Consider the following 25,486-nt stretch of genomic DNA (forward strand, 5'->3'; position numbering starts at 1 on the left):
AACGGGCAACCCTGGCCGGGTTGCCCGTTCTTCTATGTGCGAGGTGCGGCTACGTCATCACCTCAACTACTACTTCGTGACTTTGTCATAGGCCCGCATTGCGGCTTCCTGTGCGTCGGCCAGCGCGTCCTCCGCCGACTTGTCACCGAGCAGCGTCGACGTGACCGCATTCTTCAGTTCGGTCTGGATCTCCTGCCCTGCTGCGGAAGCACCGAACGACTCTCCTTCACCGACAACGTCGTAGAAGGTGGCAATCGTCTGGTCGAATCCAGCGTTCCCGCTGGTCGTCACAAACTTTTCGCGGATCGCCTCGTCAGCCTCGGGCGAGCCAGTGAAGAGCCCGGTGTTGATGGCACCCGGCTCGGCCGCGATGGTCTTCGCACGAGCTTCTCCCGCTGCCATCCAGGCGTCCTGCGACGTGAGGTTCACTGCCCACGCACAGGCGGCATCCGCATTCTTCGCACCGGCGGGAATGACGAACGCCTGTCCCCCGGTGACGGCGAACGGTTCACCCTCAATGTTGCGGAACGGAACAGCTTCGATCTGGATTTCGTCAGCATACGGACTCAGAACGTTCACGTACCACTGGGCGTTGACCTGAGCTCCCACCTGGTCAGCCACATAGGGGTTCTCGTCACCGAATGCGTCGAAGGAATCGGTGAAGCTCTTATACTTCGCGTACCCGCCCTGCGCGTCGAACAGTTGCTTGAGGAAGTTGATGGCCTCGGCGTTCTCGGGTGAATCGAGCGCGGGAACCCCGTCATCGTCCATCAGCTCTCCTCCGTAGCCCAGCAGCCACAGGCCCGCCTGGTTCACACCGACGGAGTCGAATCCGAGCACGCTTGGGTTGCCACCGGACTCTTGATACATCTTGCCGATGGCGTCGAGGAGGACGTCGGGTTTCGACGTGTCAATCTGATCGGCCGTGACTCCGGCGGCGTCCATCACCCGCTTGTTGAGGATGATCGCGGGGGGCTGGTAGAACTGCGGCACTGCCCAAACCTTGTCATCCCATTCGACGTCGTCCATGACCGATTCGTAGTACTGGTCGTCTGGTTCGACACTGTGGGCTGCGAAACACTCGTCGAGAGGTGTGATCAGCCCCTGCGCTGCATAGGTGCCGACGAACTGACGATCCATCTGGACCACATCCGGCACGTTGCCGCTCGCAACCCTCGTCGTGAACTTCTGGGCGTCAAACGCTGTCTGGTCGATCTTGATGTCGACATCACTGAGCTGTTTCTCGGCGTAATCGAGTCTCGAAGTGCCAACATCATCGGCGTTGTCGAATCCCCATGCGGAGAGTGCTCCTGATGGGCTGTCACTGAATGACACATCCGCCGTCTCGCCACTACCTCCACCGCCACACCCCGTGAGGATGAAAACCGATGCTGTCACGGTGGCCGCGATCAACACCTTCTGCCTCTGAACCATGTGTTGTCCCTTTCCTGAACCGAGAGACCAACGTCGTCGTCAGTCTCCGCGCACGAAAAATGTCGCTGTTCAGGTGAAGGTATCCACAGAGCGGAAGACCGGCAAGGGGTTGCGGACCCGCATGCTGGCGGGTTCGTTTCTCCAATTTCGTCGATTCCGCTGGCCGAACCTGGTTTAGTTCGCTGTGGCGCCGCCCTCGGCAAGATACGCCAGTCGCTGGAGCGTTTCGGTGTTGCGCGCGTGAAGCATCACACGTCGAACCGGTTCAGGAATGTAACGGCCCGGACCGCTGACGGCGTCCTCCCCGATGCGCACGACGCAGCCGTCGCCTCGAGGTTTGACGTCGAGCGTGACGTGCGCTTCACCGATCGGCCAGCCGCGCGCCCGCACCTTCATGTGCCGTGGCGGGTCCCATTCGAGTACAGAAGTCGAATCGTTGATGAGAAACGGCCACACACCGAACGAGTGAAACAGTCGTGCACCCTCGGCGGGCCAGGCATCATCGACGTCGCGCATTCGCGACGCGCCGACAACCCAGCTGGGGTAGAGCCAGCCATTGGCGAGCACCTCAAATACCCGCTCCGGGCTCGTGTGAATGAGTCGATAGTTGACGCTCATGGCTACCTTTCAACGATTTGTTCGGGCAATGGAGAAAGCGAAGGGGGCGTTGTGACACCGAACTCGTCGCGGAGGGCGAGCAGTGCGGCGTTCCAGCCGGGCATCCCGTGCACACCTGGGCCAGGAGGTGTCGATGACGAGCACAGGTACACGCCCTTCAGCGGGGTCCGCCATGGATTCAGTGACAGCGTCGGTCGAGCCACGAGCTGGACGGTGTTCACGTCACCAGCCGAGATGTCGCCACCGACGTAGTTGGGGTTGTATTCCTCGTACTCGACGGCCGACCGGTGGGTTGACGCCAGGATGAGGTCGCGGAAGCCGGGAGCGAATCGTTCGATCTGCCGAATGATCGCCTCCGTACGGTCCTCTGTCGAGCCGGCCGGCACGTGCGTGTAGGCCCAGAGTGTGTGCTTGCCCTCCGGTGCCCTGGTCGGGTCGAACGTGCTCGGTTGGGAGACGAGGACGTAAGGATTAGACGGATGCTGTCCGCGAGCGACTTCCTGTTCCGCGCGTGCGATTTCTGCCCGGGTGCCTCCGAGGTGAAGTGTTCCAGCCTCATGCAGCGTCTCATTCGTCCACGGCACAGGGCCGGACAGCGCGAAGTCGACCTTGGCGACGGCATTCCCGTAACGGAACCGGCCCAGTCGGCGTGCGTATCCGGCTGGGAGTCGGTTACCGGCGATCTGCTGCAGGCCGCGAGCACTCGTGTCGAGGAGAACGGCTCGAGCCGGTGGCAGTTCGCGAAGGTGAGTGACTTCGGCCCCCGTGACGATCTCGCCGCCGTGAGCCGTGACATCCGCCGCCATCGCATCAACAATGGACTGGCTGCCGCCGATCGGAACCGGCCAGCCCCCAGCGTGAGCCAGTGTCGCCAGGACGAGGCCAGCGGCCGTCGGCGCGAAACTCGGAAGCGGGCGGATGGCGTGCGCAAGCACCCCAGTGAGGAGAGCTGGCGCTGCGTCATCGTGCCAGCGGGTGTTCCACAGTCCGCTGCCCTGTTCGAGGGCGCGAAGTCCGAATCGCACCATGGTGATGGGATGCTCCGGGATGCGGAGGAGGCTGGTTCCGACGAAACCGGCGACGGAGTTCGCGTGGGAGACGAGCGGTTCAAGGAGTTGCCGCCATGCCGCACCATCTCGCCCGAGGTCGTCGACAGTGCGGTCGAGTGAGTGCCAGGCGAGGCCGGCTCGACCTGAGTCGAGTGGCTGTGCGTATGACAGTTCGGGAAGAGCGAACCGGATTCGGTCGGTGAGGCCGAATCGGGTGAAGAAGTCGGAGGCGAGTGCCATCGGGTGCACAGCTGAACAGGTGTCGTGGCGGAATCCGGGCAGCGTCACCTCGGACGTGCGTGAGCCCCCTCCGATGGTGTTCGCGCGTTCGTACACCCGCACGGAAACACCGGCTCGAGCCAGTGTGACTGCGGCGGCAAGTCCGTTGGGTCCCGCTCCGACAATGATTGCTTCAGGCTCAGACATCCATCGCAGTATGCCAGTGCGATGGACTCGTATCGACCCCTTGACGGGGTTTTCGATCAGAACTGTGATGGGCAAATGTCGTGCGGCGTTCATCTCGCGTTCGGAAAACTCTGATGGAATGGCCTCAACACGTACGGTGGCGCGGACAAGGCGCCGCCACCAAACCCGATTGGACGGAACGTGACAGACCGCGCGGCTGAGTATCCGAGGCCGGACCATTTCCTTTTGCACATCAGCGACACCCACCTTCTGGCGGGGGGTGACAAACTGTACGGCTCGGTCGACAGCGAGAAACACCTTAGACAGGTGTTCACTGAACTCGAGGCCTCAGGCGGACGCCCCGAGGCCATCATCTTCACCGGTGACCTCGCCGATAAGGGCGAACCTGACGCATACGAGCGCATCCGCCGCATCGTCGACCCGGCGGCCAGCCGATTGGGCGCACAGGTCATTTGGGTAATGGGCAACCACGACAAACGGGAGGCGTTTCGCGCCGGACTCTTCAACGAGGTGCCGACGGGTCGCCCGGTCGATCGCGTCTACGACGTGAACGGATTGCGTGTGATCACGCTCGACACCACGGTGCCTGGGCATCACCACGGTGAGGTCAGCGGGGAGCAACTCGACTGGCTCGCTGAGGAGCTTTCCGTACCTGCGCCAGACGGCACGATTTTGGCACTGCACCACCCGCCTGTCCCCAGCGTGCTCGACCTCGCCGTGAGCGTCGAGCTCCGCGACCAGGGTGGCCTTGAAGAGGTGCTCGAGGGCTCAGATGTGCGGAGCATCCTCGGCGGTCACCTGCACTACTCATCGATGGCGACGTTCGCGGGGATTCCAGTGTCTGTGGCATCGGCCACCTGCTACACGCAGGACCTCACCGTTCCGGTCGGCGGCACGCGTGGCCGTGATGGTGCCCGTGCGTTCAACCTCGTGCACGTGTACCCGAAGACAGTGCTGCACTCCGTGGTTCCCCTGGGTTCGTTCCCGACGCTCGACTACATCGATGCCGAGGAGAGCGCCAAGCGCCTTGGCCTGCTCGGCGTACACATCTCTGCGCCGGTCAGCATGGCCGGCGACATGCCCGTGCGCCAGGCCCCCGCCGCGCGGCATGCACCACCAACCGAGTCCATCCCGGTTCTGGTCTGAGCCTGATTCGAGGGCTCGGTCTTGATCGGCTGCTTCACACCTGCTGGCGGACCGACGAGTAGCCAGCGGACGGGATCCCCGTGCGATAACCACGACGGCGCGACCGACGACGAGGAAGCGTGAATTTCTGTGAGGGGATTGAACACGCAAGGTGAATTGCTCTGCCCTGGTCGACCACCAGGGGGGGTCAGCCGCGGCCGGGTTCGACTAACCGGCGTCGGTCACCGAACCGGACTCTGCGCCATAGACCGCAACTTCCGTTTCCCACGGCGCCGCAAATGGGAAGTAGTGCTCGAGGAACTCGGTGACCGCCTGGGTGCGCTTCTCCACCGAGATCTCTGGTTTCGAGCCGTCGTTGAGGCAGAACATGTCCTGGTCGCGTCGCTTGAGAAGCCGATCCATCGACGGCAACGCCGACTTCAGCGTCGTCTCGATGTACTTGACCCGTGCGTTGGTCTGCACGACAGCGCGACCGGTCATCAGTCCGTAGTAGTGATACAGCGAGTTGGTGACCGAGATGTCGGTTGCCGACCGGAACCGGCTGGCCGCTGTGCGCCGGAAATCCTCGGGGAACTCAGCCTGGAGCTCGTGCAGCACACTCTTGCGCATCGGCGCGGCCGAGTGCTCGAGGTGCCGGGTGGTGACCTTGCCGAAGCGCTCGCGCAGGAGCCGGCGGTTCACTCGCGCCGCGTTCTCGAAGCCGCTGCGCGATGGGTCGCTGTCGCCCAACCCGATGCGGGTGGACGCCTCAACGAACTTCGTGATTCCGCCGGGCGAGAAGAAGATGTCGGGGCTGATCGGACGACCGAAGAACATGTCGTCGTTCGAGTAGAGGAAGTGCTCAGCCAGACCGTCGATGTGGTGCAACTGGGCCTCGACCGCGTGCGAGTTGTGCGTCGGCAGCACGCTGGTGTCTTCGAAGTGGTCCTCGCTGCGGACGAGGGTCACCGCGGGGTGCTCAGCCAGCCACTCCGGTCGCGGTGAGTCGGTGACAATGAAAATCCGTCGTACCCACGGCGCGAACATGTAAATGCTGCGAAGCGCGTATTTGAGCTCGTTGATCTGGCGGAAGCGGGCCTCGGAGTCGTCACCGTCGCCCACGACGTAGTTCTGCATGCGCTTGGCGCGTGCCCGCTGGAACTCGATACTTGAACCGTCGACCCAGGAGAACACCATGTCGATGTCGAAGGTGACGTCGCTGGCGAGGTCAGCGAACATGTTCTGCAGAGTCGGCCAGGTCTGACCGAACATCTCGACGGTGTCCTCAAGTGCCTCTGAGCGCGGCAACCACCGGCGCATGAGGGCGTTCTCGACGGGCGCGATGATTTCGTCTTCGCCGAACTTCCAGAGTTCCAGCTGAACAGCGGTGTCCGGGCCGTAACGCAGTCGGCCGATCGGTTCGATGCGAGGCCGGTACAGCCGGAAGACCGATGCTTTCTTCTCGCTCGCGAACGTACCGTCCGCGAGAAGCTGAGCTATGGCATCCGTTTTCTTCGATGATTTGCCATCTTCATGGGAAGTGGCCGGGTCGACAGGTTTCGCGTAGAACGGCTCGTCGGCGAAAGCCTCGGCGAAGGCTTTCGCCAGCTGCTTGCGGCGTTTGCGGTCGACAGCGAGGACGAGGTTGCCGTTGCTTCCTCGCACGAGAAGGTAGGCGATGTCGTTTTCTTCGAGCACCCGGCGGATCTCAAGCAGGTCAGCGATGCGCGACTCACGCGGAGTGAGGTGACCGTTGATCAGGGTGAACTCGCCCTTGCGCAGAACCACGTCTTCGCGGGAGAAGCGGTTCTCGCGGTCTCCGTTCGAGAGCAGGACGAGCTCGGGGGTCTCGCTGAGGATCGGCATCGATGCCGTGATCGGTTCGTCACGGCGGAAGGCGTCTGCGGCGCTCTCCGTCGCCGTTTGGTGCTTCTTCGGTGTGTTAAACGTCGTCATGATCGCCGCCCTTCTCGGTGGTTCGCCTTGTGGGCGTGTGTGGTGCGCTCCGCATTTGCGGTGTGGCGGCGCTGCCTGCGCTTGGCCGACGTTGCGGTCGAATGACCGGCGTCCCTGTGCTCATTCTAAGCACACCGCCCGACGCGGATGCTCTCGCTGCGGTTTCGCGGCGGGTGGGCGCTACTCTCACGTGTCGCGATTGTCGATAGGTACACAAAACGGCCGGCGCGCTTTCGCACACCGGCCGTTACAGCTTCGACAGCTCTTACTTGCTGAGGTTGAAGCCGCCTGCCCAGGAGATTTTTTCGCTGCCGGCGAGAGTCAGTTGCAGGAAGCCGAGTGCCTCAAGCTCGCGGGCACGCTTGAGTGATCCGGCGTCGACGGCGTTCAGTCCTCCGGCCTCGACCAGTGCCACGAGTGTCGCCTTCGCGTCAGCGTCGTCTCCGGCGATGAGCACCGTTGTTTTCGTGCCGCCAACGATTCCGCCGGCAAGCGTTGCGGCAAAGTTGGTGTTGAACGCCTTCAGAACGACGGATGCCGGTGCGAGCCTGGCGATTTCGGCTGCGGCTGAGCTGTCGGCCGGGACGACGAGGTCATCGAAGGTCGCGAAATCGAGGGGGTTGGTCAGGTCGACGACAATCTTGCCGTCGAGCTGGCCGGCGTAGGTGGAGAGGACATCGGCGACCGCAGGGTACGGCAGCGCCAGGACGACCAGGTCACCCGTGAGGGGATCCCCCACGACACTGGTCGTTGCTGACGCGTGCACCTGCGCTTTGTTCTCATCGCGGGCAAGCACCTGCACGGTGTTGCCGCCCGTGAGAGCGAGGTTGGCGATGGCGGCGCCCATGTTGCCTGCTCCGATGATGGTGACGTTCGTCATGTGCACTCTCTCCTTGGTTCCGACAGTGGTCCGATTGGTTGTCGATACAAGTAATCCTAGAGGGTATTAGTTGTAGCGTCAAGTATTGGAGTACACTGGATTCATGACCGATGTGCACTGGCTCGATGACAACCAACTGGACGCGTGGAAGAAGTTCGTGGCCGTTGTGGAATTGCTGCCTGGCGTTCTCGATTCCCAGCTGCAGCGCGACGCCGAACTCAGCCACTTCGAGTACTTCGTGCTCGCCATGCTCTCGGAGGCGCCGAGCCGCACTCTGCGCATGACCGCGCTGGCCGGTGCAACGAACGCCACCCTTCCTCGACTGTCGCACGTGGCATCCCGACTGGAGAAAAAAGGGTTTGTCGAACGCACGCCGTGTGAGGAAGACAAGCGGGCGACAAACGCTCGGCTCACGGAGTTGGGTTATGAGAAGGTCGTTGCGACCGCTCCCGGTCATGTCGCCACGGTGCGTGAAAATGTCATCGACCCGCTGAGTCCTGAAGACGTTGCCCACCTTGATCGCCTCATGGGGCGCATTCTCGCCACCCTCGATCCTGAGCATCGATTCAACCCGGGCGCCCGCGGGGCGTGATCGCCCGTTGAGTGCGCTGGCGCCTGCGGCCAGGTGAGACTGGGCGCCTGCGCCTGGGTGAGAATAGTCGAATGAGTGAGGCCGGAGAGTTCATTGACGCGGCCCTGCAGCGCGAGACAGCGTGGACCTCGCCGGCCGACGATCGCGACTCGAGCGGTCTGCACTCGTATGGCGCGTCGATCGGCGCTGTGCGCGGAACCGTGCGCGATGCGCTCCGCAAATTCCGCGGCATGCCGCACGACCAGGTCACCGCACTCGCCTCCGAGCTGTGGAGCGTTCCGGTCTTCGAACGCCGGCTCGCCGCTGTCGTTCTGTTGCAGTCGAGTGTTCCGCTGCTCGACAACTCCGACCTCACCCGGATTGAGGGATTCCTCCGCGAGGGCCGGGTGCGTTCTCTCGTCGACCCACTCGCGATCGACGTTGTCGGCCCCCTAATCGAGCGGCTGGACGAGGTTGGACGTAATCGAGCGTTCGTCGCTCTCGATCGCTGGCTCGGAGAGAACAATGTCTGGCTGCGCCGGGCCGCGATCCTCGCCCCGCTGCGGGCGTTGCGTGCCGGAAACGGCGACCCCGAACGGTTCGCCCGCTCGGCACGCGCGCTTCTCGCTGAACCGTACACAAGTGATGTCGTCAGCGAGGCCATCGATACCGTGCTTGACGCGCTGCCGAAGTGACAGAACGGCCCGCACTGGAGGCCAACCGAGCCGACAGCATCCGTTCGCTGAATTTGCACCAGGCAGCACAGCTAAGCGGTCTCGCAGCCTGACAGCTAAGGGGTCACCCAGCCTGGCGTCAAGGCCCTCCTGCCAAAGCGGCCTCCCGCGTAACGTGGCGGACGGGAAAGGAGCACGATGACTGAGAACATTTCTGGCAAGAAGGTCGCATTTCTGCTGACCGATGGATTCGAGGACTCTGAACTGACCAGCCCCTGGCAGGCGGTGACCGATGCCGGTGGTGAGGCGGTTCTGGTCTCACCGGAGATCGGCACAATTTCCGGCAAGAACGGACACGAGCAACAGGTCGACGTTCGCTCCGCCGACGCCTCGTCGACGAAGTTCGACGCGCTCATGCTGCCTGGCGGTGTGGTGAACGCCGATCACTTGCGAATGCACGCCGATTCGGTGGCATTTGCCCGCACCTTCTTCGAGGAGCACAAGCCGGTCGGCGTCATTTGCCATGGTGCATGGATCCTCGTTGAGGCCGATGTGGTGAGGGGCCGTGAACTCACGAGCTACCCGAGCCTCAAAACCGACCTCATCAACGCCGGAGCGAACTGGGTCGACGAGGAAGTTGTCGTCGACAGCGGCTTCGTGTCCAGCCGTACTCCCGACGACCTGCCGGCGTTCAACGCCAAGTTCGTCGAGGAAATCGCCGAGGGTGAGCACTCCGGACAGACCGCTTAGCGCAACACAGGGCACCGCCGGATCAGCGGCCGATCACCTTGGTGATTTTCATCACGAGAATCACCCGGTCGGCACTGTCCGGCGGTGCCTCCTGCGTTGCATTGCCATATCGCTTGCCGAGGTGCACATAGAACGATCCGGTTGGGTCGTCCCTGACCTCGGTGAGTTCCCCGCGCAGTTCGATGTAGCTCAACGGGTTTGCCGGGTCGAAGATGGAAAACGCCATCGACGGATTCTTCTGCAGGTTACGAAACTTCGCACGCTGTGTCGTGTGGGTGAACAGCAGGTTGTCGCCGTCGAACTCGAACCACATCGGATTCACCTGCGCGGTGCCGTTCGGCCGCACCGTGGCGAGGCTCCCGAAGTTGGCGTTGGTCAGAAGGTGCAGGAGAGAAGCCGGAATCTCGGTCGTCATGGTGTCCAATCTAGGTGGCATCAGCAGCGGTGTCGCGGATCGAGGCAGTTTTCCACAGCGGTGCGCTTCTCCACAGATAGCGGATGCCACGGGCGGATTTCGCGGGATCGGCCAAGTATCGATTCATGACCGGAATCAGCGCCTCAACGGCGAACACCCAGCCGCTCGTGACCGACGAGCTCATCGAGCAACGCGTAAGCGACCTCATCGGTCGTGCGTCCAGACGGCAGCTCTGGCTTCTCTTCCTCGACAGCGACAACGTGCAGTTGCCCCTGCTCATCCCCACGGATGACTACCCGGGTCGCCCGACGCCCGATCATGCCAATGAGTTAGCGAACGGCATCCGACACATTGCGGGAGCAGCGAGGGCCGCCCAGGTGATTCTCGTTTGGGAGCGATACGCCGGATCCGACCTGACGCCGCTCGACCGAGCGTGGGCACAGCAGCTGCACAATGCGTGTTCCGGAATCGGAGTGCCGATTCGTGCGCAGCTGCTGAGCCACAAGCGCGGGGTTCGCTGGCTGGCGCCAGACGACTATCTCAGTTGACCATGCGTCAGACACGGCTGACCGCGCACCAGACATGGGCGACCGTGCATCAGACGTGGCCGACCGTGCATCAGACATCGTCGTCCGTGCGCCGGACTCAGTTGGCCGCACGCTGGACGCAATTGACCATGTGGCAGAGACGGCTGACCGTGTGACAGGCACGGTGGACGGCGCGTCAGGCCGAGTTGACTGCGCGTCAGAGGTCCACGGACTTGTTGTCACCGACGTCAGGTTGCCCGCCGGTGAGCGCGGCCTTGGCGATCTTGAAGACGCTCACAACGCCGGGTTCGTCAGAGGTCCAGTACTCCGCTGACTGAGCACTGATCTTGATCAGGGCAACGGTCGGGTCGTCCTTTCCGTCGGGAAACCACGCCCCGACAGCGGGCGACCACAGCTCGTCGATCTTCGCCCTGTCGTGCACCAGGGTGGCTGAGCCGGAAATCGAAAGGTAGCCCTTACCCGACTCGAAGGCTGCGTTGACCTGGTCGTTCGAGCGGATGTCGTCGACCTTCGAGCTCGGGTCCTGTGTGAAGAACCACAGGTCACCGTCGAAATCGATCTCCTGTGTGGCGAGTGGACGGCTGTGCAGTTGGCCGCTCGGCGTCACCGTCGTGAGCAGCGCAATTCTTGATGCCTTCACGAGTTTGGCGATGGTGGCCATGTCGTCATCATCGGCAGCGTGAAACTCGCTCGACGCCGGATTGGTGGTTTCGGCGTCGGTGCTCGGTGCCGTGACCGCGTCACTGATCCCTGCGTCGATGAGTCCGCCATCCGTTGTGGTCGTGACCTCGGCGGCCTCATTCGGGTCGGGGATGGTTGCCGCGTCGTGGGCGGCGTCTGTTCGACCGTGTGCCGTGTTGATGGTGTCGGAGCTGGTGCCGATTGGTTCGCCAGACGGGCCCGTCGTGCCGGGAGATCCCGGTGTTCCTGCTCGTCCGGCGCGGGGTGTGTCGGCTGGATCGTTCAACGTCATCGGTCTCTCCCTCAGTGTCTGGCTGCCGACGCTTTTCAAAGCACGCGCTGGCTCGTTCCTCGGAACGCTACGCCGTGGCATCCGTCGTCTTCTACCGGGTTGACAAGGTTTGGCGCGAGCGGCAGGCCGGGCCGCTCGGTCCAGCGGTTGACAGAACCGGGGAGAGCGGGACTACCGTCAGCATCACCATGGAGTGGTTCGCCGCGGGAGATTATGAACTGGCTCGCCAGGTTCTTCAGCGCGGAATCGCCGCGCTCTACCTGATCGCTTTTGTCTCGGCCGCGAATCAGTTTCCGGCGCTGCTCGGCGAACGCGGCCTCCTGCCGGCTCCGTGGTTTCTCGACCGGGTGACGTTTCGGCAGTCGCCGAGCCTCTTCCACTGGAAATACAGCGACGCTTACCTCCTCGGCATCGCGTCGGCGGGAGCGGGCATCGCGGCCACACTTGTGGCCGGTCTTCCGCAACAGGGGCCACCGTGGTTGCCGATGATCGCCTTCCTGCTGCTCTGGGTCGGCTACCTGTCGATCGTGAACATCGGACAGACGTTTTACGGCTTCGGCTGGGAGAGCCTGCTCTGCGAGGCCGGGTTCATCGTGGCCTTCCTCGGTTCGGACGAGGTCGCACCGCCCCTGGTGACGATCCTGTTTGTGCGATGGCTCGTGTTCCGGCTTGAGTTCGGTGCCGGAATGATCAAGATGCGGGGAGGGTCCGAGTGGCGAGACCTCACCGCGCTGACCTATCACCACGAGACGCAGCCCATGCCGAATGCGGTGAGCTGGTACGCACACCATCTGCCGCGCTGGTTCCACAAGGGAGAGGTTCTCGGGAGTCACTTCGCCCAATTGGTCGTGCCGTTTTTCCTGTTTGCTCCACAGCCCGTAGCATCCATCGCCGCAACCATCCTTATCCTGACCCAGCTCTGGCTGGTCGCCACCGGCAACTTCGCCTGGCTCAACTGGATCACGATCGTGCTGGCGTTCTCCGCGATCAGTGACGATGTGGTCCGGGCAGTGATTCCCTCGCTCGGGCTCGTCGGTGCCGCGCCACCCACTCCACTGTGGTTCATGGTGCTCGTACTCGTGGTGACGGTGTTCCTGCTCGTGTTGAGCTGGCGGCCGCTCGTCAACCTGTTCTCCCGCCACCAACTCATGAACGCCAGCTTCAACCGCTATCACCTGGTGAATGCGTATGGAGCGTTCGGGACGGTGACGAAGGTGCGCCTCGAAGTGATCATCGAGGGGTGCAGCGACGAGCACCCGTCACCGGACTCCGAATGGAAGCCATACGAGTTCAAGGGAAAACCGGGCGATGTGACGCGGAGGCCACGCCAGGTCGCCCCGTATCACCTGCGGCTCGACTGGCTGATGTGGTTTCTGGCACTTGGAACGCCGGACAACCGCTGGTTCCAGATGCTGCTCGTGCGGCTGCTCGCCGGTGATCCGCGCACGGTGCGACTGCTGAGCCTGAACCCGTTTCCCGAGGCTCCGCCTCGCTGGATCCGGGCTCGTGCGTTTCGTTACCGATTCTCGACCCGCGCCGAGAAACGGCAGACCGGGGCGTGGTGGTCACGCACACTCGTCGGCACGCTTGTCGACCCGGTGACGTTGCGTCCGTGAGAGGCGACGGTTATCCCTGAGCACCAGGCGACGCTGGCCCATAGAGCTCGGCGGGGATCTGCGCAGTAAAGATGTGCGCCGTCACCGGGCCGACTCCCTTAAGCGCGGTGAGCCGTTCCGTGAGATCTGTCTCATTCTCCGACGTCACGACGAGGCGGTGGACCGATCCGTAGTCGTCCACGATGGTGCGCATGACGGCGTGCAGGGTGTCGGCCATTTGGTAGTCGAGCCGCACATAGCCGCCCCGGTCGAGAAGACGTCGCAGCGGCTCGCGCTTGAGCGTGCCGAACGCCGAGGGATTGGTGAGCCCACCCGCGATCAGCGTCCGATAGGTTGCGGCAGCCACAGACTGCTGAATCGGCCGACCAAACAGGACGCTCGCCAGAAACCAGCGGTAAAGCTGCTCGGGTGACCCGCCCGCCGGATTCAGATCAAGGTCGGCCGGCGTCAGGTGGGCCCTCATTCGGCTGGCGAGTCCTCCGAGGACTGACCGGCGTTTCCGTTGCCCTCGCCGAGACCGGTTCCATCACCGATTCCCTCGTCGGCACCGAATCCAGCGTCATCCGAGGTGTCAGTGTCGGACGTGGGTGCGGCGTCGTCGGATCGGGGGTTGGAGTCCTGAGGGGTTTCTTCGTGGTTCGTCATGGGGCGAGCGTACGCCGACCCAATTCGAGCCGCTGAGGGGTTGACGACCGCAGCCGCCACGTGGCATCCGCTTGTCGTGTGGTTGTCAACGGATGGAAGCGACGGCTGGGAAGCGGTAAACAGGAGGCATGACAGATGAGCCTGGCCGTTCGCAGACCGAGATCGAGCGCAAGTACGACGTTGACAGGCAGGTGCAGTTGCCCGACCTGACCGGCGTCGCCGGAATCGCATCGGTCGAGGTTCATGACCCGGTCACGCTTGAGGCGGTGTACTACGACACCGCGACTTGTGATCTGGCGCGTCGTCGGGTGATCATCCGACGGCGTGAGGGCGGTGGTGACGCTGGATGGCACATCAAGAAGCCGGCAGCTGAGGGGCGTACCGAGCTGCACTGGCCGGTTGGAGAGGACACCGGGGTTGTTCCCGATGCCGTGCTCGAACCGGTGCGGGCGGTGGTGCGGGATCGCGAGCTCACTCCGCTCGCCCGGATCGTTACTCGGCGGACGGCTGTTCACCTGCTCGATGCCGCCGGCGTCGGGGTGGTTGAACTTGCCGACGATGAGGTTGAGGGCGGTGACGTCCGCAACGGTGCGTTGCGCACGTGGCGCGAGTGGGAGGTGGAGCTGCTCGGTGGGGCCCCGGATACCGAAGAGGGTCGCACCGTTCTGTTGGACCAGATCGAACGGATGCTCGGAGCCGTCGGCGCACACCCATCCCCGAGTGTCTCGAAGATGGCCCGCACCCTCGGGGTCGATTCGCTCACCGATGTGACGCCCGCTCTTGGTGCGGCTCCCGGGGCGCCCGAGCCGGGTGAGGATCGGGCGCAGGCCGATCTCGAACCGGGCAGCGTGGCATCCGTCGTCGTTCCCGCACTGGCTGACCTGGTTCTCGCGCTTGAACAGGCCGACCCTGCCGCCCGTGCTGACGAACCCGATGCTGTGCACCAAATGCGCACGACGGTTCGGCGCCTGCGGAGTGTGCTTGCCGCGTTCCGCAGGATCTTTGATCGAGACGTGGTCGATGAGCTGCGCGATCGTTTGGCACGGTTCGGTTCAGTTTTGGGTGAGGCCCGAGATGCTGAGGTGCGTGGCCTGCGGGCGCGGGCCTACCTCGACGGCCTGCCGGTGCAGCAGGACGATGACGACGCTCGCGCTCGACTCATTGACGGCGCCCAGTCCGACTACCGGGAGGCGCATGACCGGTTGCGTCGGGGGCTCACCTCGCCCGAGTACTTCCGGTTGCTCGATGCGCTCGACAAGTTCGTGGCTCGTCCGCCGCTAACCGATGCGGCGTCGAAGCCAGCGGCAAATGCCGTCGCCTCCGCGGTCGCTCGTGAAATCCGTCGGGTGAAAAAGCGAGCGGATGCCATCGGTGCTGATGGCGGGAACCTCGAGGCTCAGTTGCACGCTGTGCGACGTGCCGGACGACGGTTGCGGTACACGGCCGAAGATGTTGCCTACAACGGAGACGGTGGTTCGGCCTATGCCGGAGTCGCCGAGGCGGGCGAACGCGTTCAGGATACCCTCGGTGAGCATCGCGACAGCGTCCTGTTCGGACAGCATCTCGTGCTCACTTCGAATCGGGCCGACGCCGAGGGTGAGAAGACGTTCGTCTACGGAGTGCTCGCCGGGCTCAACGACCAGAGTGGCCAGGCGGCGCTTGACGAGTCGTCACGAGCTATCGATGGTGTCGAGGGGTTTGCCGACCGGTTCTGACCTCGCCGGCGGCCCGGTGGGGGCGCGGGCCGCGGGCCGTGCGCGTTTGCGAGCTCGCATGAGTCCGGATTTACTCTCGAGCGGAATTTCTTTCTGATCGGGGTCGACACCGACGGGAGGGACCAGGACATAGTCGGTCTCCCGACGTCGGATTACCCAGCCGGTGTTGTGCAACAGCATGTGGTGATGTCGGCAGAGCAGGATGCCGTCGATCACCTCGGTCTTTGGCGACATGCTCCACGGGATGATGTGGTGCGCTTCGGTCCAGGACACCGGGCGATCGCAGTTCGGGAACATGCAGCCACCGTCGCGCACCGCCAGAGCCCGCCGTTGCCTGCGGTCGAACAGGCGCTTGCCTATGCTCGACTCGAACGGGACGTTGTCGGGGCTGAGCAGAATGGCTGTGAGTTCTGCGGAGCAGATGGTGCGCTCAAGAGTGGCACCGGAGACGGCTTCTCGCGAGTCTTCGAGCATCCCTGTTCCTGTGAGCCCTCCAGCCTCGGAGCGGGTGTCGAGGCTGTCGGCGGTGACGACGATGCGAACCGCTGACTGCCGCGGAAACAACACACCGGGGTCAGCCTCCGCACCAAGTTCCATCAGCTGGATCATCGTGTCCAGTGCAATTTGCTCTGTGCTGCGCGGGTCCGCGATCAGTGCTTCTGCGGCTGCGATATTTTTCGCGTCGACGAAACGAGGGCCGCCCCTGCGGGGACCTGTGGCCGCATCGATGAGAGTGGAGAAGATTGCCTCGTTCTCGGGGTCGAGTCGAAGAGCGACCCCGCGCATTCCTGTGGCGTCGCGCCGAAGCATCCGAAGACCGCGCATTTCGCGGAGCGCTCCCTCCCGTTGCGCTACGCCGGTCACGTCGATGAGATTGCGCTCTTCGCGCGCGAGGCGGCCGAGTTCATCCATGTCTGTGGTGTTTGCCAGGGGCAACAGTCGCTCAGCCGCTGCCTGAAGGAGATCTGCTGGTGCGTCCTCGGTGGGGTCGCCAAGTCCTCGTGTGATCGCTTCGGCCGCGCTGGTCGACAGTGTGCCTTTGGAGGCGGCGAGGGAGATCGGGAAATGCCACGGGACTTTCACCGTGAGGGAAACGTCGGGTTCCTCGCCGTCGGCCTCGACCTGCCTCGACGAGGCTTGGGCCTGCGCCCGTTCAACCGCCTTAGCCTCGCCCATTGCTCCACCGATACGCACCTGCCGGGCAGCGTCTCGGTAGCTCGAGCCAGTGAGGGACTGCACGAGGTGCTCAGCCGTGCGCACTCCCCGACGCTGGGCGAGCCCGGAGTATCCGAGTTCCCGGTCGGAGAGAACCGCGATGCGGCCGGCACCAATAGCCACGAGAGCTTCGCCGAGCTTCATCACCTCAGCCGCGGTTCGTGTGAACCATTCGACCTCGTCGGCATCGAGCCGATCCACCAGGTCGTGGGCGTTGAGGTCGGTGATGCCGGGTTTGCTAACGCCGGGGTCACTGGTGCCCGGGTCAGCCCTGCCGGCGTTGCTCATGCTAACGCCGGGGGTGTCCGATCCAGCGGGGCCGACGTGTGAGTCGGTGAGGATCTGGGCCGGGAGCCCGAGACCGACGCGCAATTGCGCGACGACCTCTGGCAACCGATCCAGAATCTGAGACATGCTCCCACCATGCTGGCGAAGAGGATGCAACGGAACCCTCGCCTGGCGAACGGTGGATAGTGCTCGCTAACTTTCCCCTGTGGAGGGCGGTGCTCAGGAGAGGCCGGCGTGTCCGCTCAGGTCGATCTCGTCCGGGTCTACCTCGATGTCTCCGACATCATCCGGGCCACCGGTGCCAGGCAGGAGGTTGACGTCATCCTGGTTGATGGCGGGGTCATCGAGAGCAAGCGAGTCCGACCCGTCCTGCTGCAGTTGCTCGGTCTCGAGTCCACTCGATGGGCTGTAGGAACGGTCTTTGGTCGTCTGCTCGCGGTCGTTCAGGTCACCGCTCTTGGTGCGCTGCACGGGGTCGCCGCTCTCGATGTTGTCGCCTGGGTTCAGTGTCTCGTCGCTCATGATTCGAGGTTACGGTCGGGCGGAAGAGGCGAGAAGGCCCTTGCATTTCGCGCAGCGATCCCGCAGAGTGCGGCCGATGCGATGCGATGCGATGCGATGCGATGCGATGCGATGCGGTGCGGTGCGGTGCGGTGCGGTGCGGTGCGGTGCGGTGCGGTGCGGTGCGGTGCGGTGCGGTGCGGTGCGGTGCGGTGCGGTGCGGTGCGGTGCGGTGCGGTGCGATGCGGTGCGATGCGATGCGATGCGATGCGATGCGATGCGGTGCGGTGGGTGGCATGCGGTGCGGTGCATCGGGGCGGCCCCACGCAGAACGGGCCGAGCGCTCAGCGCCCGACCCGTTTTCTCGCGAAAGGAGCGCGAGCCTACTTCTGAACGGCGGCGTCGTCGTTCACGCCGTCTTCGTCGATCCGCACGACGCCGAACGACTCGTCGAGTTCGACATCTGCCTGCGTGCCGTCGTCACGGGTGACCTCGACCTCGAAAGCGTGGTCGACATCGTCGCTGCGGTCGATGTCCGTCACTGTTCCGGCGACAGCGGCGAGAGCGGCCGCCTCAGCGCCCGAGCGTTCCTCGTCGGTGAGCGGTACGTCGTCCGAGTCGTCGGCCCGCTGCCCGTCCGATCCACTCGAACCGTTGGAGTTTCCCGAACCGTCGTCACCCGAGTTGTCGTCCCGGTCGACAGCGAGCACGGCGAACGCCTCATCTAGCCGAACGTCGACCTCGCGGCCGTTGTCGAGGGTGACCTCGACCTCGTATCCGCCGTCGTCTGCTTCCGAGTCGGTGACCTTTCCTTCGCCGACCTCGTCGAGCGCTGCCTGCGAGGCCTTCTCCAGTGTCGACCCGGTGAGGGTGTCGTCGTTGTCGAACGGATCGGTCACCGCGACGGCGACCCCTGTTCCTCCGAGCACGAGCACCGCGGCGAGTACGGACCCGATCACTACTGTCTTCTTCTTCACGAGAGCCTCCTTGTGGCGTTTGTTCCACTGTGCACGGGAGGTGCTGAAGCGCTCCTGAAGCTTCCTGCACGATTTTTCAGGAGAGCGAGTCGGATGCTGCTGGCAGGCGCAGTTCGAATCGCGCACTCCCCTGCGCGGTTGCGCTTGCACGCACAGAACCGCCGTGGGCCACGGCAATCTCCCGCACAATCGACAGCCCCAGCCCGCTGCCACCCGCATCGCGGGCACGGGCCTCGTCAAGCCGAACGAATCTGTCGAAGATCCGCTCTCGGTCGTGCTCGGGTATGCCGGCGCCGTCGTCCGACACGACGAGGAGCACCTGCCCGTCCGACTCAGCGAGCTCGAATCGCACCTCACCAGCTGCGTGCCGAACGGCGTTGTCTGCAAGGTTGCGCATGGCCTGCCCAAGCAGCGCGATGTCGCCACGCACCCTGCCGGGACCGACGGCCGAGACGTCCACGCGGAGCGCCGTTGTGTCGCGAAGTCGACGAGCCTCGGCGAGGACGAGGTCATCGAGATCGACAGCCGTGCGATTGGGCGCGAGGGTTCGCTCGTCGGCTTTGGCCAGCACGAGCATTCCCTGCACCAGTCGCTCCAGCCGGGCACCCTCGTCGAGGACAACGTCGGAGAGTTCGTTCGTACTCACTCGATCCGGGTGCGCCCTGGCGACCTCGGCGTACTGTCTCATCGACGCGAGAGGCGATTTCAGCTCGTGCGAGGCATCCGAAATGAAGCGTCTCTGGGTCGTCTGAGCCGCATCGAGCCGGTCAAGCATCCGGTTCATCGTTGTGGCGAGACGTCCGATTTCGTCGCGCGAGCCGGGGTCGGCAATTCGTTGGTGCAGGTTGGCTGAGGTGACGTCGTCGACCTCGCGGCGCATCCGTTCGACAGGTCGAAGCGAACGACCGACGACGAACCACGTGGTCAGGGCCACAAAAGCGAGGAGCACGGGCAGCGCGATGGCCAGGAGTCGCGTCACAGTGGACGTGGTCTCGTCAATGTCCTCGACACTGCGGCCGGCGAGAATCGTGAACCCGTCCGCCTCGGCAGACACGGTGAGAAACTCGGCTGACTGTCCCTGCAGGGAGGTCATTCGGGCGTCGTCCCGCGCCGGTGCGGCCAGGGCACCGATCGCCAGGGCGTTCTCACTCGAGGCGACGACGGTGCCCGAGTCGTCGATCACCTGGAAGAACGCTTCGTCGTCCTCGAAGCTCTCGAGGAAGTCCTCGGTGCTCTGGGTCAGCGGGTCGTCGTCGCTGCTGTCTCCGTCACCGCTGCCGCCACCGTCATCACCGTCACTGTTGCCGCCATCACCACTGTCGTTTTCGTCGTTTTCGTCGCTCTCGTCGTCGCCACGGTCCGTCGCTTGTGGCCCCGTGGCATCCGTTCGAATTGAATCCAGACCGGATGCCTCGACCCGATTTTCGAGGTCAGAGAGGCTTTGTTCAGCGCTCGCTTTCACGCTTTCGCGGAGCGAATTCTGCAGCAGCACCACGAAACCGGCCGCGCCGAGAAGGAGGGCGATCGCCACAACAGCGGTGGCCGCGAGCACGATGCGGGTGCGCAGGGAGATGCGGCGGCGAGACCCGGCGTCAGCCACCGTTCGCCGCCAGCCGATACCCGGCACCGCGGAGCGTCTCGATGGCCTCCCGGCCGAACGGACGGTCGAGCTTGTTGCGAAGATGACGCACGTACACCTCGACGATGTTCGGGTCACCCTCGAAGTCGAAGTCCCAGACGTTGTCGAGCACATCGCGCTTGGACACCACCGTGCCGAGGTTGCGGATGAGGTATTCGAGTACAGCGAATTCACGACTGGTCAGGTCGATCGGGGTGTTCTGCCGCCACACCTTTCGAGCGGCAGGATCCACCCGGATATCGCCGGCTTCGAGCACCACGGGGCGCTCCGCGGCACCGCGGCGCATCAGCGCACGCACCCGGGCCAGCAGGATCGAGAACGAGAACGGCTTGGTCAGGTAGTCGTCTGCGCCGGTGTCGAGGGCCTCGACCTGGTCCCATTCGCCGTCCTTGGCGGTGAGCATCAGAATGGGCGTCCAGTTCTTCTCGGCGCGCAGCGTCTCGCAAACGCGGTACCCGCTCATGCCCGGGAGCATGATGTCGAGCAAAATCACCGAGTAGGTGTTTTCGCGAGCCAGCCAGAGTCCATCTGTTCCGGTCGGCGCGATATCCACGGCGAACCCCTCGGCCTCGAGCCCGCGGCGCAGGCCGTCGGCGAGCCGCTTTTCGTCTTCGACAACGAGAATCCGCATTCCGACCACCTCCGTGAGCCATTCTGCCCGAGCCGGCCTGAAGCGCTGCTGAAGTGCCGCTGAAGCGTGCTCCCAGATTTCCTCGGTATCGTGAGTCTGCAGATTTCCCGACCCGAAAGCGAGCGGATGCCAGACAGCCCGATTTCGGCGACGCCTTACGAAGTTCTCGGCGTCAGTCCGACGGCCGACCAGGACGAGCTGCGTCGCGCATACCGCAAGCTGATGCGCGAGACCCACCCGGACACCGGCGGAAGCGCCGCTCGGTTCACGGCGGTTCAGATGGCCTGGGAGCGTGTCGGAACGGCGGCTGACCGTGCCGCGTACGACCGTGGCAGGTCAACAGGCGCGCCGGCGTCGGAGGAGCATCCCACCTGGGCGGCGTCGGCCTCGAGGCCGCAACCCGATTCCCGCCCGCGGGCTCGTTCATACGGCCACCCCGGTGGGTGGCGGCGTGAACGCTACCTGCGGCTCATGCGTGAGTGGACAGGTCGCGGGGTTGACGCAGACCCGTACGACCCGGCGCTCGTGCGCACAGCGCCGCGCGAACTTCGGCACCTGCTGGCGGACGCGCTCGCCGAAGAGGCAACGGCCCGCCAACTGGCCGACCTCGGGCTCGGTTTCACCGCCTGGCACGATGTGGCCACGGGGGCGCCAGACGAGAAGGTCGACCACGTTGTGCTCGGCCCGACCGGGCTGTTCGCGTTGCTGTCTGAGGACTTCGGTGGTCCGGTGAAGGTCAAACGAGGCGAACTCATCGGTGAGGCCGTCGCCGGTGACCGCCCGATGCACGAGCTCGCGGCGCGCGCCAAGATCCTCTCCCGGGCGCTTCGGGTCCGCTTCACGGCACTTGTGCTGGTGCTGCCCGACGACGCACTGGAGGATTCCGTTGTCGAACTGGGCTCAAGCCGTGGAGCCGCGAATCTGGCCGTCCGCTCGTCGTACCTGCCAGGGCTTCTGCGCAACGGGCTTCCCGGAATGGACCGGGCGGGTGGAAACGAACTGTTCGACGTCCGAACGAAGCTGCAAAATGGCATCCGCTTCGTTGAATAGCGCGCTGCGAACGCGAGCTGTCTGCTAAAAAAGCCTGCCGCTCAAGGTTTGCCGCAGAGAGGTCGGACAGCAGCTCGGCGTTCAGCGCCTGCTGAACCCAGACAAAAGGGACGGTGGGGACGTTGGTCATGGTGCTCCTTCGGCTGGTGATGGCTCGCAATTCGGTCACGCGGTGCCACTCGGCGCGATCGGGCTGGACGATGGCGCTCGGCCCGTACTGGGGACTGCTCCAGGTGCACCCCTGCCCCTAGTGTCGGGCCGTGCCCGAACTCACCACGATCACGCCGATGCGAAGCCGAACAGCGGGGCAGGAGGTGATCGCCGAGTTCCTCCGCCAGCAGGAATTCGTGCCGCCGCGAACGCCGATCGCCCGTTTTCTCGGGCGCTCTCCACTCGGTACCGAAAGCAGACCCTGGTACATCGGAGCCGAAGGCGAGATCGCCGTCGGGCGCGAGTTGGCCGACCTTCCTGCCGGCTGGACCGTGCTTCACGCTGTGCCGATCGGCACCAGGGGCTCAGACATCGACCACATCGTGATCGGTCCGGGCGGCGTCTTCACGGTCAACACCAAACACCACCTGGGCAAAAACATCTGGGTGGGGCGACGGGCCGTGATGGTGAACGGACGCAAAGTGCCTTATCTGCGCAACGCGGAATACGAGGCCACCCGGGTCAGCACCCTGATCACTAAACGGATGCCACTTGGCATCGACGTTCAGCCCCTCGTCGTCATCGTCGCCCCAAGGCAGATCACAATTAGGCAGAAACCGGACAGGGTGACGGTACTCACTTCTCGACAGCTGCGCAGGTGGCTCGAGAAACGGCCGTCGGTGCTGGACGAGGCGACAGTGTCGGCCCTGACCGCCCTGCTCGACGATCCCGATGTCTGGGGAACGGGAACGCCCACCCGGAGCGACCTCGGTGCCGAGTTTCACCGGCTCGACGCGGAGGTGCGTACTGCCCGCACCCGCCGCAAACTCTGGGCCGGAGCTGGGGTCGTCGGCATCGGCGCAGCGCTTCTCGGCGGGCTCCCGCTCGCGCTGCAGATGTACACCGAGGTGGTCTACTCGCTGATGCCCTAGCGTGGGAAGGCACGTGCGGCTCCGCCGTCCGCCCGTGACTAAGGAGACCCCGTGTTTTTCTCGACTGTGTTCTTCTGGACTGTCGATTCGAAGGCCGTCGCCGAATGAGGACTGTCCTCGTCACCGGTGCCTCAGGCGGAATCGGAGCGGCGGTCGCGCAACGCTTCGCCGAAGCTGGCGATCGGGTTGCCATTCACTACGCGTCCAACCGGGAAGGTGCAGAGGCCACGATTCGCTCGCTGGATGGCACGGGACACGTTCTCGTCAGCGGGAATCTCGGACACCCCGACGGTGCGGCGACCGTTGTGGCGTCGGCGATCGAGCAGCTCGGTTCGCTCGATGTTCTCGTTTGCAACGCGGCGGTAGCTCCTGCCCCCGCCAACCGGCACGTGATCGGCGAGTCGACCTACGCCGAGTGGACGGCGGCGTTCCGCGAGATGGTCGACGTTAATCTCCTCGGAGCGGCGAACCTGGCCTGGGCCGTCGCCACCCATTTGATCGAGCGGAAAGCCCCGGGGGCCATCGTGAACATCGGCTCCCGCGGTGCCTTTCGTGGCGAGCCCGAGTTTCCCGCCTACGCGGCAAGCAAAGCCGGACTGCACGCCCTCGGCCAGTCACTGGCCGTTGCGCTGGCGCCACACGGCATCTCGGTTACCTCCGTCGCGCCCGGTTTTGTCGCAACCCAGAGGCAACTCGAGAAACTTAGCGGACCCGACGGCGACGCCCTTCGGGCGCAGAGCCCGTTCGGTCGGGTCGGAACCGCAGAAGAGATCGCCGCCGCCGTGTTCTGGCTGGCGTCGCCGGAGGCCGCGTGGTCATCCGGAGCGATCCTCGACGCCAACGGCGCCTCCCACCTGCGCAGCTGATGTACGTTTTGGAGCGATAACCATGGGTGCAATGGACGACCTTCTCAGCCCTGACGTCGTGGCACGACTGACCACCGCGATCTCGTCAGCGGCGCCAGGACTCGACCTGCCGTCGATGACCAGCGCCCAGTCGGCCGTGCGAGACAAGCGGCTGCGCGGCCGGGTCGACGTCGTGCGCGACGCCCTGCTTTCGGATCTGCCCGGGGGATTCGACACCGTGGAGGGAATCGTCCCTCACCTGCTCCGCGACCCCCTGTTTGCCGGCTGGATGATCTGGCCCGTGACCGAACTGGTCACGCACCGGGCACTCCGATCGGGGTCGACCGAGCATTTCGATTCGGCCATGGAGCTACTCGCCCGGTTGACCGTCGAGCTCACAGCAGAGTTCGCGGTGCGCGACCTTCTCAACGAACGCCCCGAACGGGCACTGTCGATCATGCACTCCTGGACGAGCCACGACAACGAACACGTCCGCCGGCTGGCCACCGAGGGATCACGCGCCTACCTGCCGTGGGCCAGGAGGGTGCCGTGGCTGCTCGAGAATCCCGAATCGACGATGGGTATCCTCCACGCGACGTACCGGGATTCCGCCGAGTACGTTCGGCGTTCAACCGCCAACCACCTCAACGACCTGAGCCGCATCGATCCGGCGATTGTCACGGCGACCGCAGCCCGCTGGGCCGAAGACCCGGACGGCAATACGGCGTGGGTGATCCGCCATGCCCTTCGAAACCTGGTCAAGCGCGGCGACCAGCGGGCACTCACCCTTCTCGGCTTCAGTGGGGACGGGCTCGTTGTGGCCCAGCCGCAACTGGCGGAAAACGTCATCGAGTGGGGAGGCACTGTCGAGTTCACCGCCGACGTGACCAACACCGGGTCGACGGCGGCCGTGGTCGCTGTCGACTATTCGGTCGGCTTCACCCGGGCGAACGGATCGGTCAGCCCCAAGACGTTCAAGCTCGGGTCACGGTCGCTCGCACCGGGCGAGACGGTGACCGTCTCAAAGTCCCACTCATTCCGGCCGATCACCACAAAGGTGTACTACCCGGGCAGGCACTTCATCGCGGTCCAGGCCAATGGCGTGCTCTCGCCGCAGGCTGAATTCCTGGTTGAGCGGGGCGCCGTCGACTGACCCGTGCCCGCGCGGCCAAATGACGCTCAGGTGTTTGGGGTAGAGGGGGCACCTACCCCCAGTAGGTGCCCACTCGTCCAGCATGGTGCGTGCGCGAGGCACAGCACCTCTCTTCCCCCCGAAAGAGACCTGAATCCAGCACTACTGGAAGACGCTAACTGCACATCCCCCCGGGTGTGGTCCGGGATTCACGATAACCCGGCAAGTGCAGCGGCTGCAAACTTGAAAATTGGGGGTTGCGCTTCTCGGTTGTCCTCTTTCGCTGGCGAGCCCATGGGGACTACGGTGACCGGAAGAGAAGGAGCGACGATGACGTCAAGCACCCTGCCGGAACCGGTGGCCCGACTGATCGCGGCGGCGAACGCCGGGAACACCGACGCCTTCCTGGATACGTTCGCCGAGACCGGGGCGGTCAACGACTGGGGTCGCGTCTTCACAGGCCGTGACGCCATCCGCGCATGGTCGGACTCGGAGTTCATTGGAGTCGGCGTCACCCTCGATGTCACCGCTGAGATCACTACGCGTGAACACGCCACGGTGACGGCCATGGTGGGCGGCCGCGGGTTCAATGGGCAGAGCCACTTCAGCTTCACGGTCGCCAACGACCTCGTGACCGATATGGCCATCACCGCCTGAGAACTCCACCAGATGGCACAAGCCGATTGCCGACCTGCGCCCGATGTCTCGCCGCCCGGCTCGGTGTGACCCCT

The 25,486-nt window shown here is 64.4% G+C and carries 26 protein-coding genes; 12 read left to right on the forward strand and 14 right to left on the reverse strand.

Going from position 1 to position 25,486, the window contains the following annotated elements; all coding sequences use genetic code 11:
- Nucleotides 1-69: 69 nt before the first annotated feature.
- The 3 genes from D9V28_RS07520 to D9V28_RS07530 form a co-directional block, all read right to left on the reverse strand.
- Nucleotides 70-1,434 carry an ABC transporter substrate-binding protein gene (locus tag D9V28_RS07520; protein ID WP_121659124.1) on the reverse strand — a complete coding sequence of 455 codons (1,365 nt, stop codon included), beginning with the start codon at nt 1,432-1,434 and terminating at the stop codon, nt 70-72.
- 174 nt (nt 1,435-1,608) lie between these two features.
- On the reverse strand, nt 1,609-2,052 hold the full coding sequence (locus tag D9V28_RS07525; protein WP_121659125.1) for an SRPBCC family protein: 444 nt from the start codon (nt 2,050-2,052) through the stop codon (nt 1,609-1,611).
- A 2-nt stretch (nt 2,053-2,054) separates the two neighbouring features.
- Nucleotides 2,055-3,527: a phytoene desaturase family protein gene (locus D9V28_RS07530; RefSeq protein WP_121659126.1), complete on the reverse strand. Its 1,473-nt coding sequence runs from the start codon at nt 3,525-3,527 to the stop codon at nt 2,055-2,057.
- A 180-nt stretch (nt 3,528-3,707) separates the two neighbouring features.
- Between D9V28_RS07530 and D9V28_RS07535 the strand changes: the two genes are divergently transcribed.
- Nucleotides 3,708-4,673, forward strand: a complete 966-nt coding sequence (locus D9V28_RS07535; RefSeq protein WP_121659127.1) for a phosphodiesterase — start codon at nt 3,708-3,710, stop codon at nt 4,671-4,673.
- A gap of 207 nt (nt 4,674-4,880) precedes the next feature.
- Here D9V28_RS07535 and D9V28_RS07540 read toward each other — a convergent pair whose 3' ends face one another.
- Both D9V28_RS07540 and D9V28_RS07545 read right to left on the reverse strand, forming a co-directional pair.
- The gene (locus tag D9V28_RS07540) at nt 4,881-6,608 is read right to left on the reverse strand and encodes a stealth family protein (RefSeq protein ID WP_229727909.1); all 1,728 of its coding nucleotides are present in this window, start codon (nt 6,606-6,608) and stop codon (nt 4,881-4,883) included.
- Nucleotides 6,609-6,873: 265 nt separating this feature from the next.
- Nucleotides 6,874-7,488 carry an NADPH-dependent F420 reductase gene (locus tag D9V28_RS07545; RefSeq protein ID WP_121659128.1) on the reverse strand — a complete coding sequence of 205 codons (615 nt, stop codon included), beginning with the start codon at nt 7,486-7,488 and terminating at the stop codon, nt 6,874-6,876.
- A 103-nt stretch (nt 7,489-7,591) separates the two neighbouring features.
- Here D9V28_RS07545 and D9V28_RS07550 point away from each other — a divergent pair, with 103 nt between their 5' ends.
- The 3 genes from D9V28_RS07550 (at nt 7,592) to D9V28_RS07560 (ending at nt 9,483) form a co-directional block, all read left to right on the forward strand.
- The gene (locus D9V28_RS07550; RefSeq protein ID WP_121659129.1) at nt 7,592-8,080 is read left to right on the forward strand and encodes a MarR family winged helix-turn-helix transcriptional regulator; all 489 of its coding nucleotides are present in this window, start codon (nt 7,592-7,594) and stop codon (nt 8,078-8,080) included.
- 71 nt (nt 8,081-8,151) lie between these two features.
- Entirely contained in the window at nt 8,152-8,754 is a 603-nt protein-coding gene (locus D9V28_RS07555; protein WP_121659130.1) for a DNA alkylation repair protein, read from the forward strand.
- A gap of 177 nt (nt 8,755-8,931) precedes the next feature.
- Nucleotides 8,932-9,483: a type 1 glutamine amidotransferase domain-containing protein gene (locus D9V28_RS07560; RefSeq protein ID WP_121659131.1), complete on the forward strand. Its 552-nt coding sequence runs from the start codon at nt 8,932-8,934 to the stop codon at nt 9,481-9,483.
- A 22-nt stretch (nt 9,484-9,505) separates the two neighbouring features.
- On the opposite strand, the gene D9V28_RS07565 is transcribed toward D9V28_RS07560, so the two are convergent.
- On the reverse strand, nt 9,506-9,898 hold the full coding sequence (locus D9V28_RS07565; RefSeq protein ID WP_121659132.1) for a PPOX class F420-dependent oxidoreductase: 393 nt from the start codon (nt 9,896-9,898) through the stop codon (nt 9,506-9,508).
- Between the two features lie 125 nt (nt 9,899-10,023).
- On the opposite strand from D9V28_RS07565, the gene D9V28_RS07570 reads away from it, so the two are divergent.
- Nucleotides 10,024-10,446, forward strand: coding sequence for a hypothetical protein (locus tag D9V28_RS07570; RefSeq protein WP_147440938.1), 423 nt, complete (start codon nt 10,024-10,026; stop codon nt 10,444-10,446).
- A gap of 196 nt (nt 10,447-10,642) precedes the next feature.
- On the opposite strand, the gene D9V28_RS16265 is transcribed toward D9V28_RS07570, so the two are convergent.
- Nucleotides 10,643-11,419 carry a pyridoxamine 5'-phosphate oxidase family protein gene (locus tag D9V28_RS16265; RefSeq protein WP_229727908.1) on the reverse strand — a complete coding sequence of 259 codons (777 nt, stop codon included), beginning with the start codon at nt 11,417-11,419 and terminating at the stop codon, nt 10,643-10,645.
- A 188-nt stretch (nt 11,420-11,607) separates the two neighbouring features.
- Here D9V28_RS16265 and D9V28_RS07580 point away from each other — a divergent pair, with 188 nt between their 5' ends.
- Nucleotides 11,608-13,035, forward strand: a complete 1,428-nt coding sequence (locus D9V28_RS07580) for a lipase maturation factor family protein (RefSeq protein WP_121659682.1) — start codon at nt 11,608-11,610, stop codon at nt 13,033-13,035.
- A gap of 10 nt (nt 13,036-13,045) precedes the next feature.
- Here the strand turns inward: D9V28_RS07580 and D9V28_RS07585 are convergent, their stop codons facing one another.
- Together D9V28_RS07585 and D9V28_RS07590 are read right to left on the reverse strand one after the other, a co-directional pair.
- Nucleotides 13,046-13,498 carry an HhH-GDP family DNA glycosylase gene (locus D9V28_RS07585; protein ID WP_121659134.1) on the reverse strand — a complete coding sequence of 151 codons (453 nt, stop codon included), beginning with the start codon at nt 13,496-13,498 and terminating at the stop codon, nt 13,046-13,048.
- Nucleotides 13,495-13,680: a hypothetical protein gene (locus tag D9V28_RS07590; RefSeq protein WP_121659135.1), complete on the reverse strand. Its 186-nt coding sequence runs from the start codon at nt 13,678-13,680 to the stop codon at nt 13,495-13,497. The genes D9V28_RS07585 and D9V28_RS07590 overlap by 4 nt, the downstream gene beginning before the upstream one ends.
- A 128-nt stretch (nt 13,681-13,808) precedes the next feature.
- On the opposite strand from D9V28_RS07590, the gene D9V28_RS07595 reads away from it, so the two are divergent.
- Nucleotides 13,809-15,395: a CYTH and CHAD domain-containing protein gene (locus D9V28_RS07595; protein WP_121659136.1), complete on the forward strand. Its 1,587-nt coding sequence runs from the start codon at nt 13,809-13,811 to the stop codon at nt 15,393-15,395.
- On the opposite strand, the gene D9V28_RS07600 is transcribed toward D9V28_RS07595, so the two are convergent.
- The 5 genes from D9V28_RS07600 to D9V28_RS07625 all read right to left on the reverse strand — a co-directional run bounded on the left by D9V28_RS07600 (nt 15,351) and on the right by D9V28_RS07625 (nt 20,646).
- Nucleotides 15,351-17,024: an HNH endonuclease signature motif containing protein gene (locus D9V28_RS07600; RefSeq protein WP_121659137.1), complete on the reverse strand. Its 1,674-nt coding sequence runs from the start codon at nt 17,022-17,024 to the stop codon at nt 15,351-15,353. The genes D9V28_RS07595 and D9V28_RS07600 overlap by 45 nt on opposite strands.
- A gap of 93 nt (nt 17,025-17,117) precedes the next feature.
- A complete protein-coding gene (locus D9V28_RS07605; protein ID WP_229727906.1) occupies nt 17,118-17,420 on the reverse strand; it encodes a hypothetical protein in 303 nt (100 codons plus the stop codon).
- A 362-nt stretch (nt 17,421-17,782) separates the two neighbouring features.
- A complete protein-coding gene (locus D9V28_RS07615) occupies nt 17,783-18,376 on the reverse strand; it encodes a PepSY domain-containing protein (protein WP_220700470.1) in 594 nt (197 codons plus the stop codon).
- A 76-nt stretch (nt 18,377-18,452) separates the two neighbouring features.
- The gene (locus D9V28_RS07620; protein WP_147440939.1) at nt 18,453-19,976 is read right to left on the reverse strand and encodes a sensor histidine kinase; all 1,524 of its coding nucleotides are present in this window, start codon (nt 19,974-19,976) and stop codon (nt 18,453-18,455) included.
- Nucleotides 19,969-20,646, reverse strand: coding sequence for a response regulator transcription factor (locus D9V28_RS07625; protein WP_121659140.1), 678 nt, complete (start codon nt 20,644-20,646; stop codon nt 19,969-19,971). The genes D9V28_RS07620 and D9V28_RS07625 overlap by 8 nt, the downstream gene beginning before the upstream one ends.
- 126 nt (nt 20,647-20,772) lie before the next feature.
- Between D9V28_RS07625 and D9V28_RS07630 the strand changes: the two genes are divergently transcribed.
- The 5 genes from D9V28_RS07630 to D9V28_RS07650 all read left to right on the forward strand — a co-directional run bounded on the left by D9V28_RS07630 (nt 20,773) and on the right by D9V28_RS07650 (nt 25,412).
- On the forward strand, nt 20,773-21,696 hold the full coding sequence (locus D9V28_RS07630; protein ID WP_121659141.1) for a J domain-containing protein: 924 nt from the start codon (nt 20,773-20,775) through the stop codon (nt 21,694-21,696).
- 260 nt (nt 21,697-21,956) lie between these two features.
- Complete coding sequence (locus tag D9V28_RS07635) at nt 21,957-22,778, forward strand: nuclease-related domain-containing protein (protein ID WP_121659142.1); 822 nt, start codon at nt 21,957-21,959, stop codon at nt 22,776-22,778.
- A 104-nt stretch (nt 22,779-22,882) separates the two neighbouring features.
- Nucleotides 22,883-23,644, forward strand: coding sequence for an SDR family NAD(P)-dependent oxidoreductase (locus D9V28_RS07640; RefSeq protein WP_121659143.1), 762 nt, complete (start codon nt 22,883-22,885; stop codon nt 23,642-23,644).
- A gap of 31 nt (nt 23,645-23,675) precedes the next feature.
- Nucleotides 23,676-24,776: a DNA alkylation repair protein gene (locus tag D9V28_RS07645; RefSeq protein ID WP_229727904.1), complete on the forward strand. Its 1,101-nt coding sequence runs from the start codon at nt 23,676-23,678 to the stop codon at nt 24,774-24,776.
- Nucleotides 24,777-25,085: 309 nt separating this feature from the next.
- Nucleotides 25,086-25,412 carry a nuclear transport factor 2 family protein gene (locus D9V28_RS07650; RefSeq protein ID WP_121659145.1) on the forward strand — a complete coding sequence of 109 codons (327 nt, stop codon included), beginning with the start codon at nt 25,086-25,088 and terminating at the stop codon, nt 25,410-25,412.
- Nucleotides 25,413-25,486 lie beyond the last annotated feature (74 nt).

It is taken from the genome of Mycetocola zhadangensis (assembly GCF_003668565.1).
Lineage (GTDB): Bacteria > Actinomycetota > Actinomycetes > Actinomycetales > Microbacteriaceae > Mycetocola_A > Mycetocola_A zhadangensis.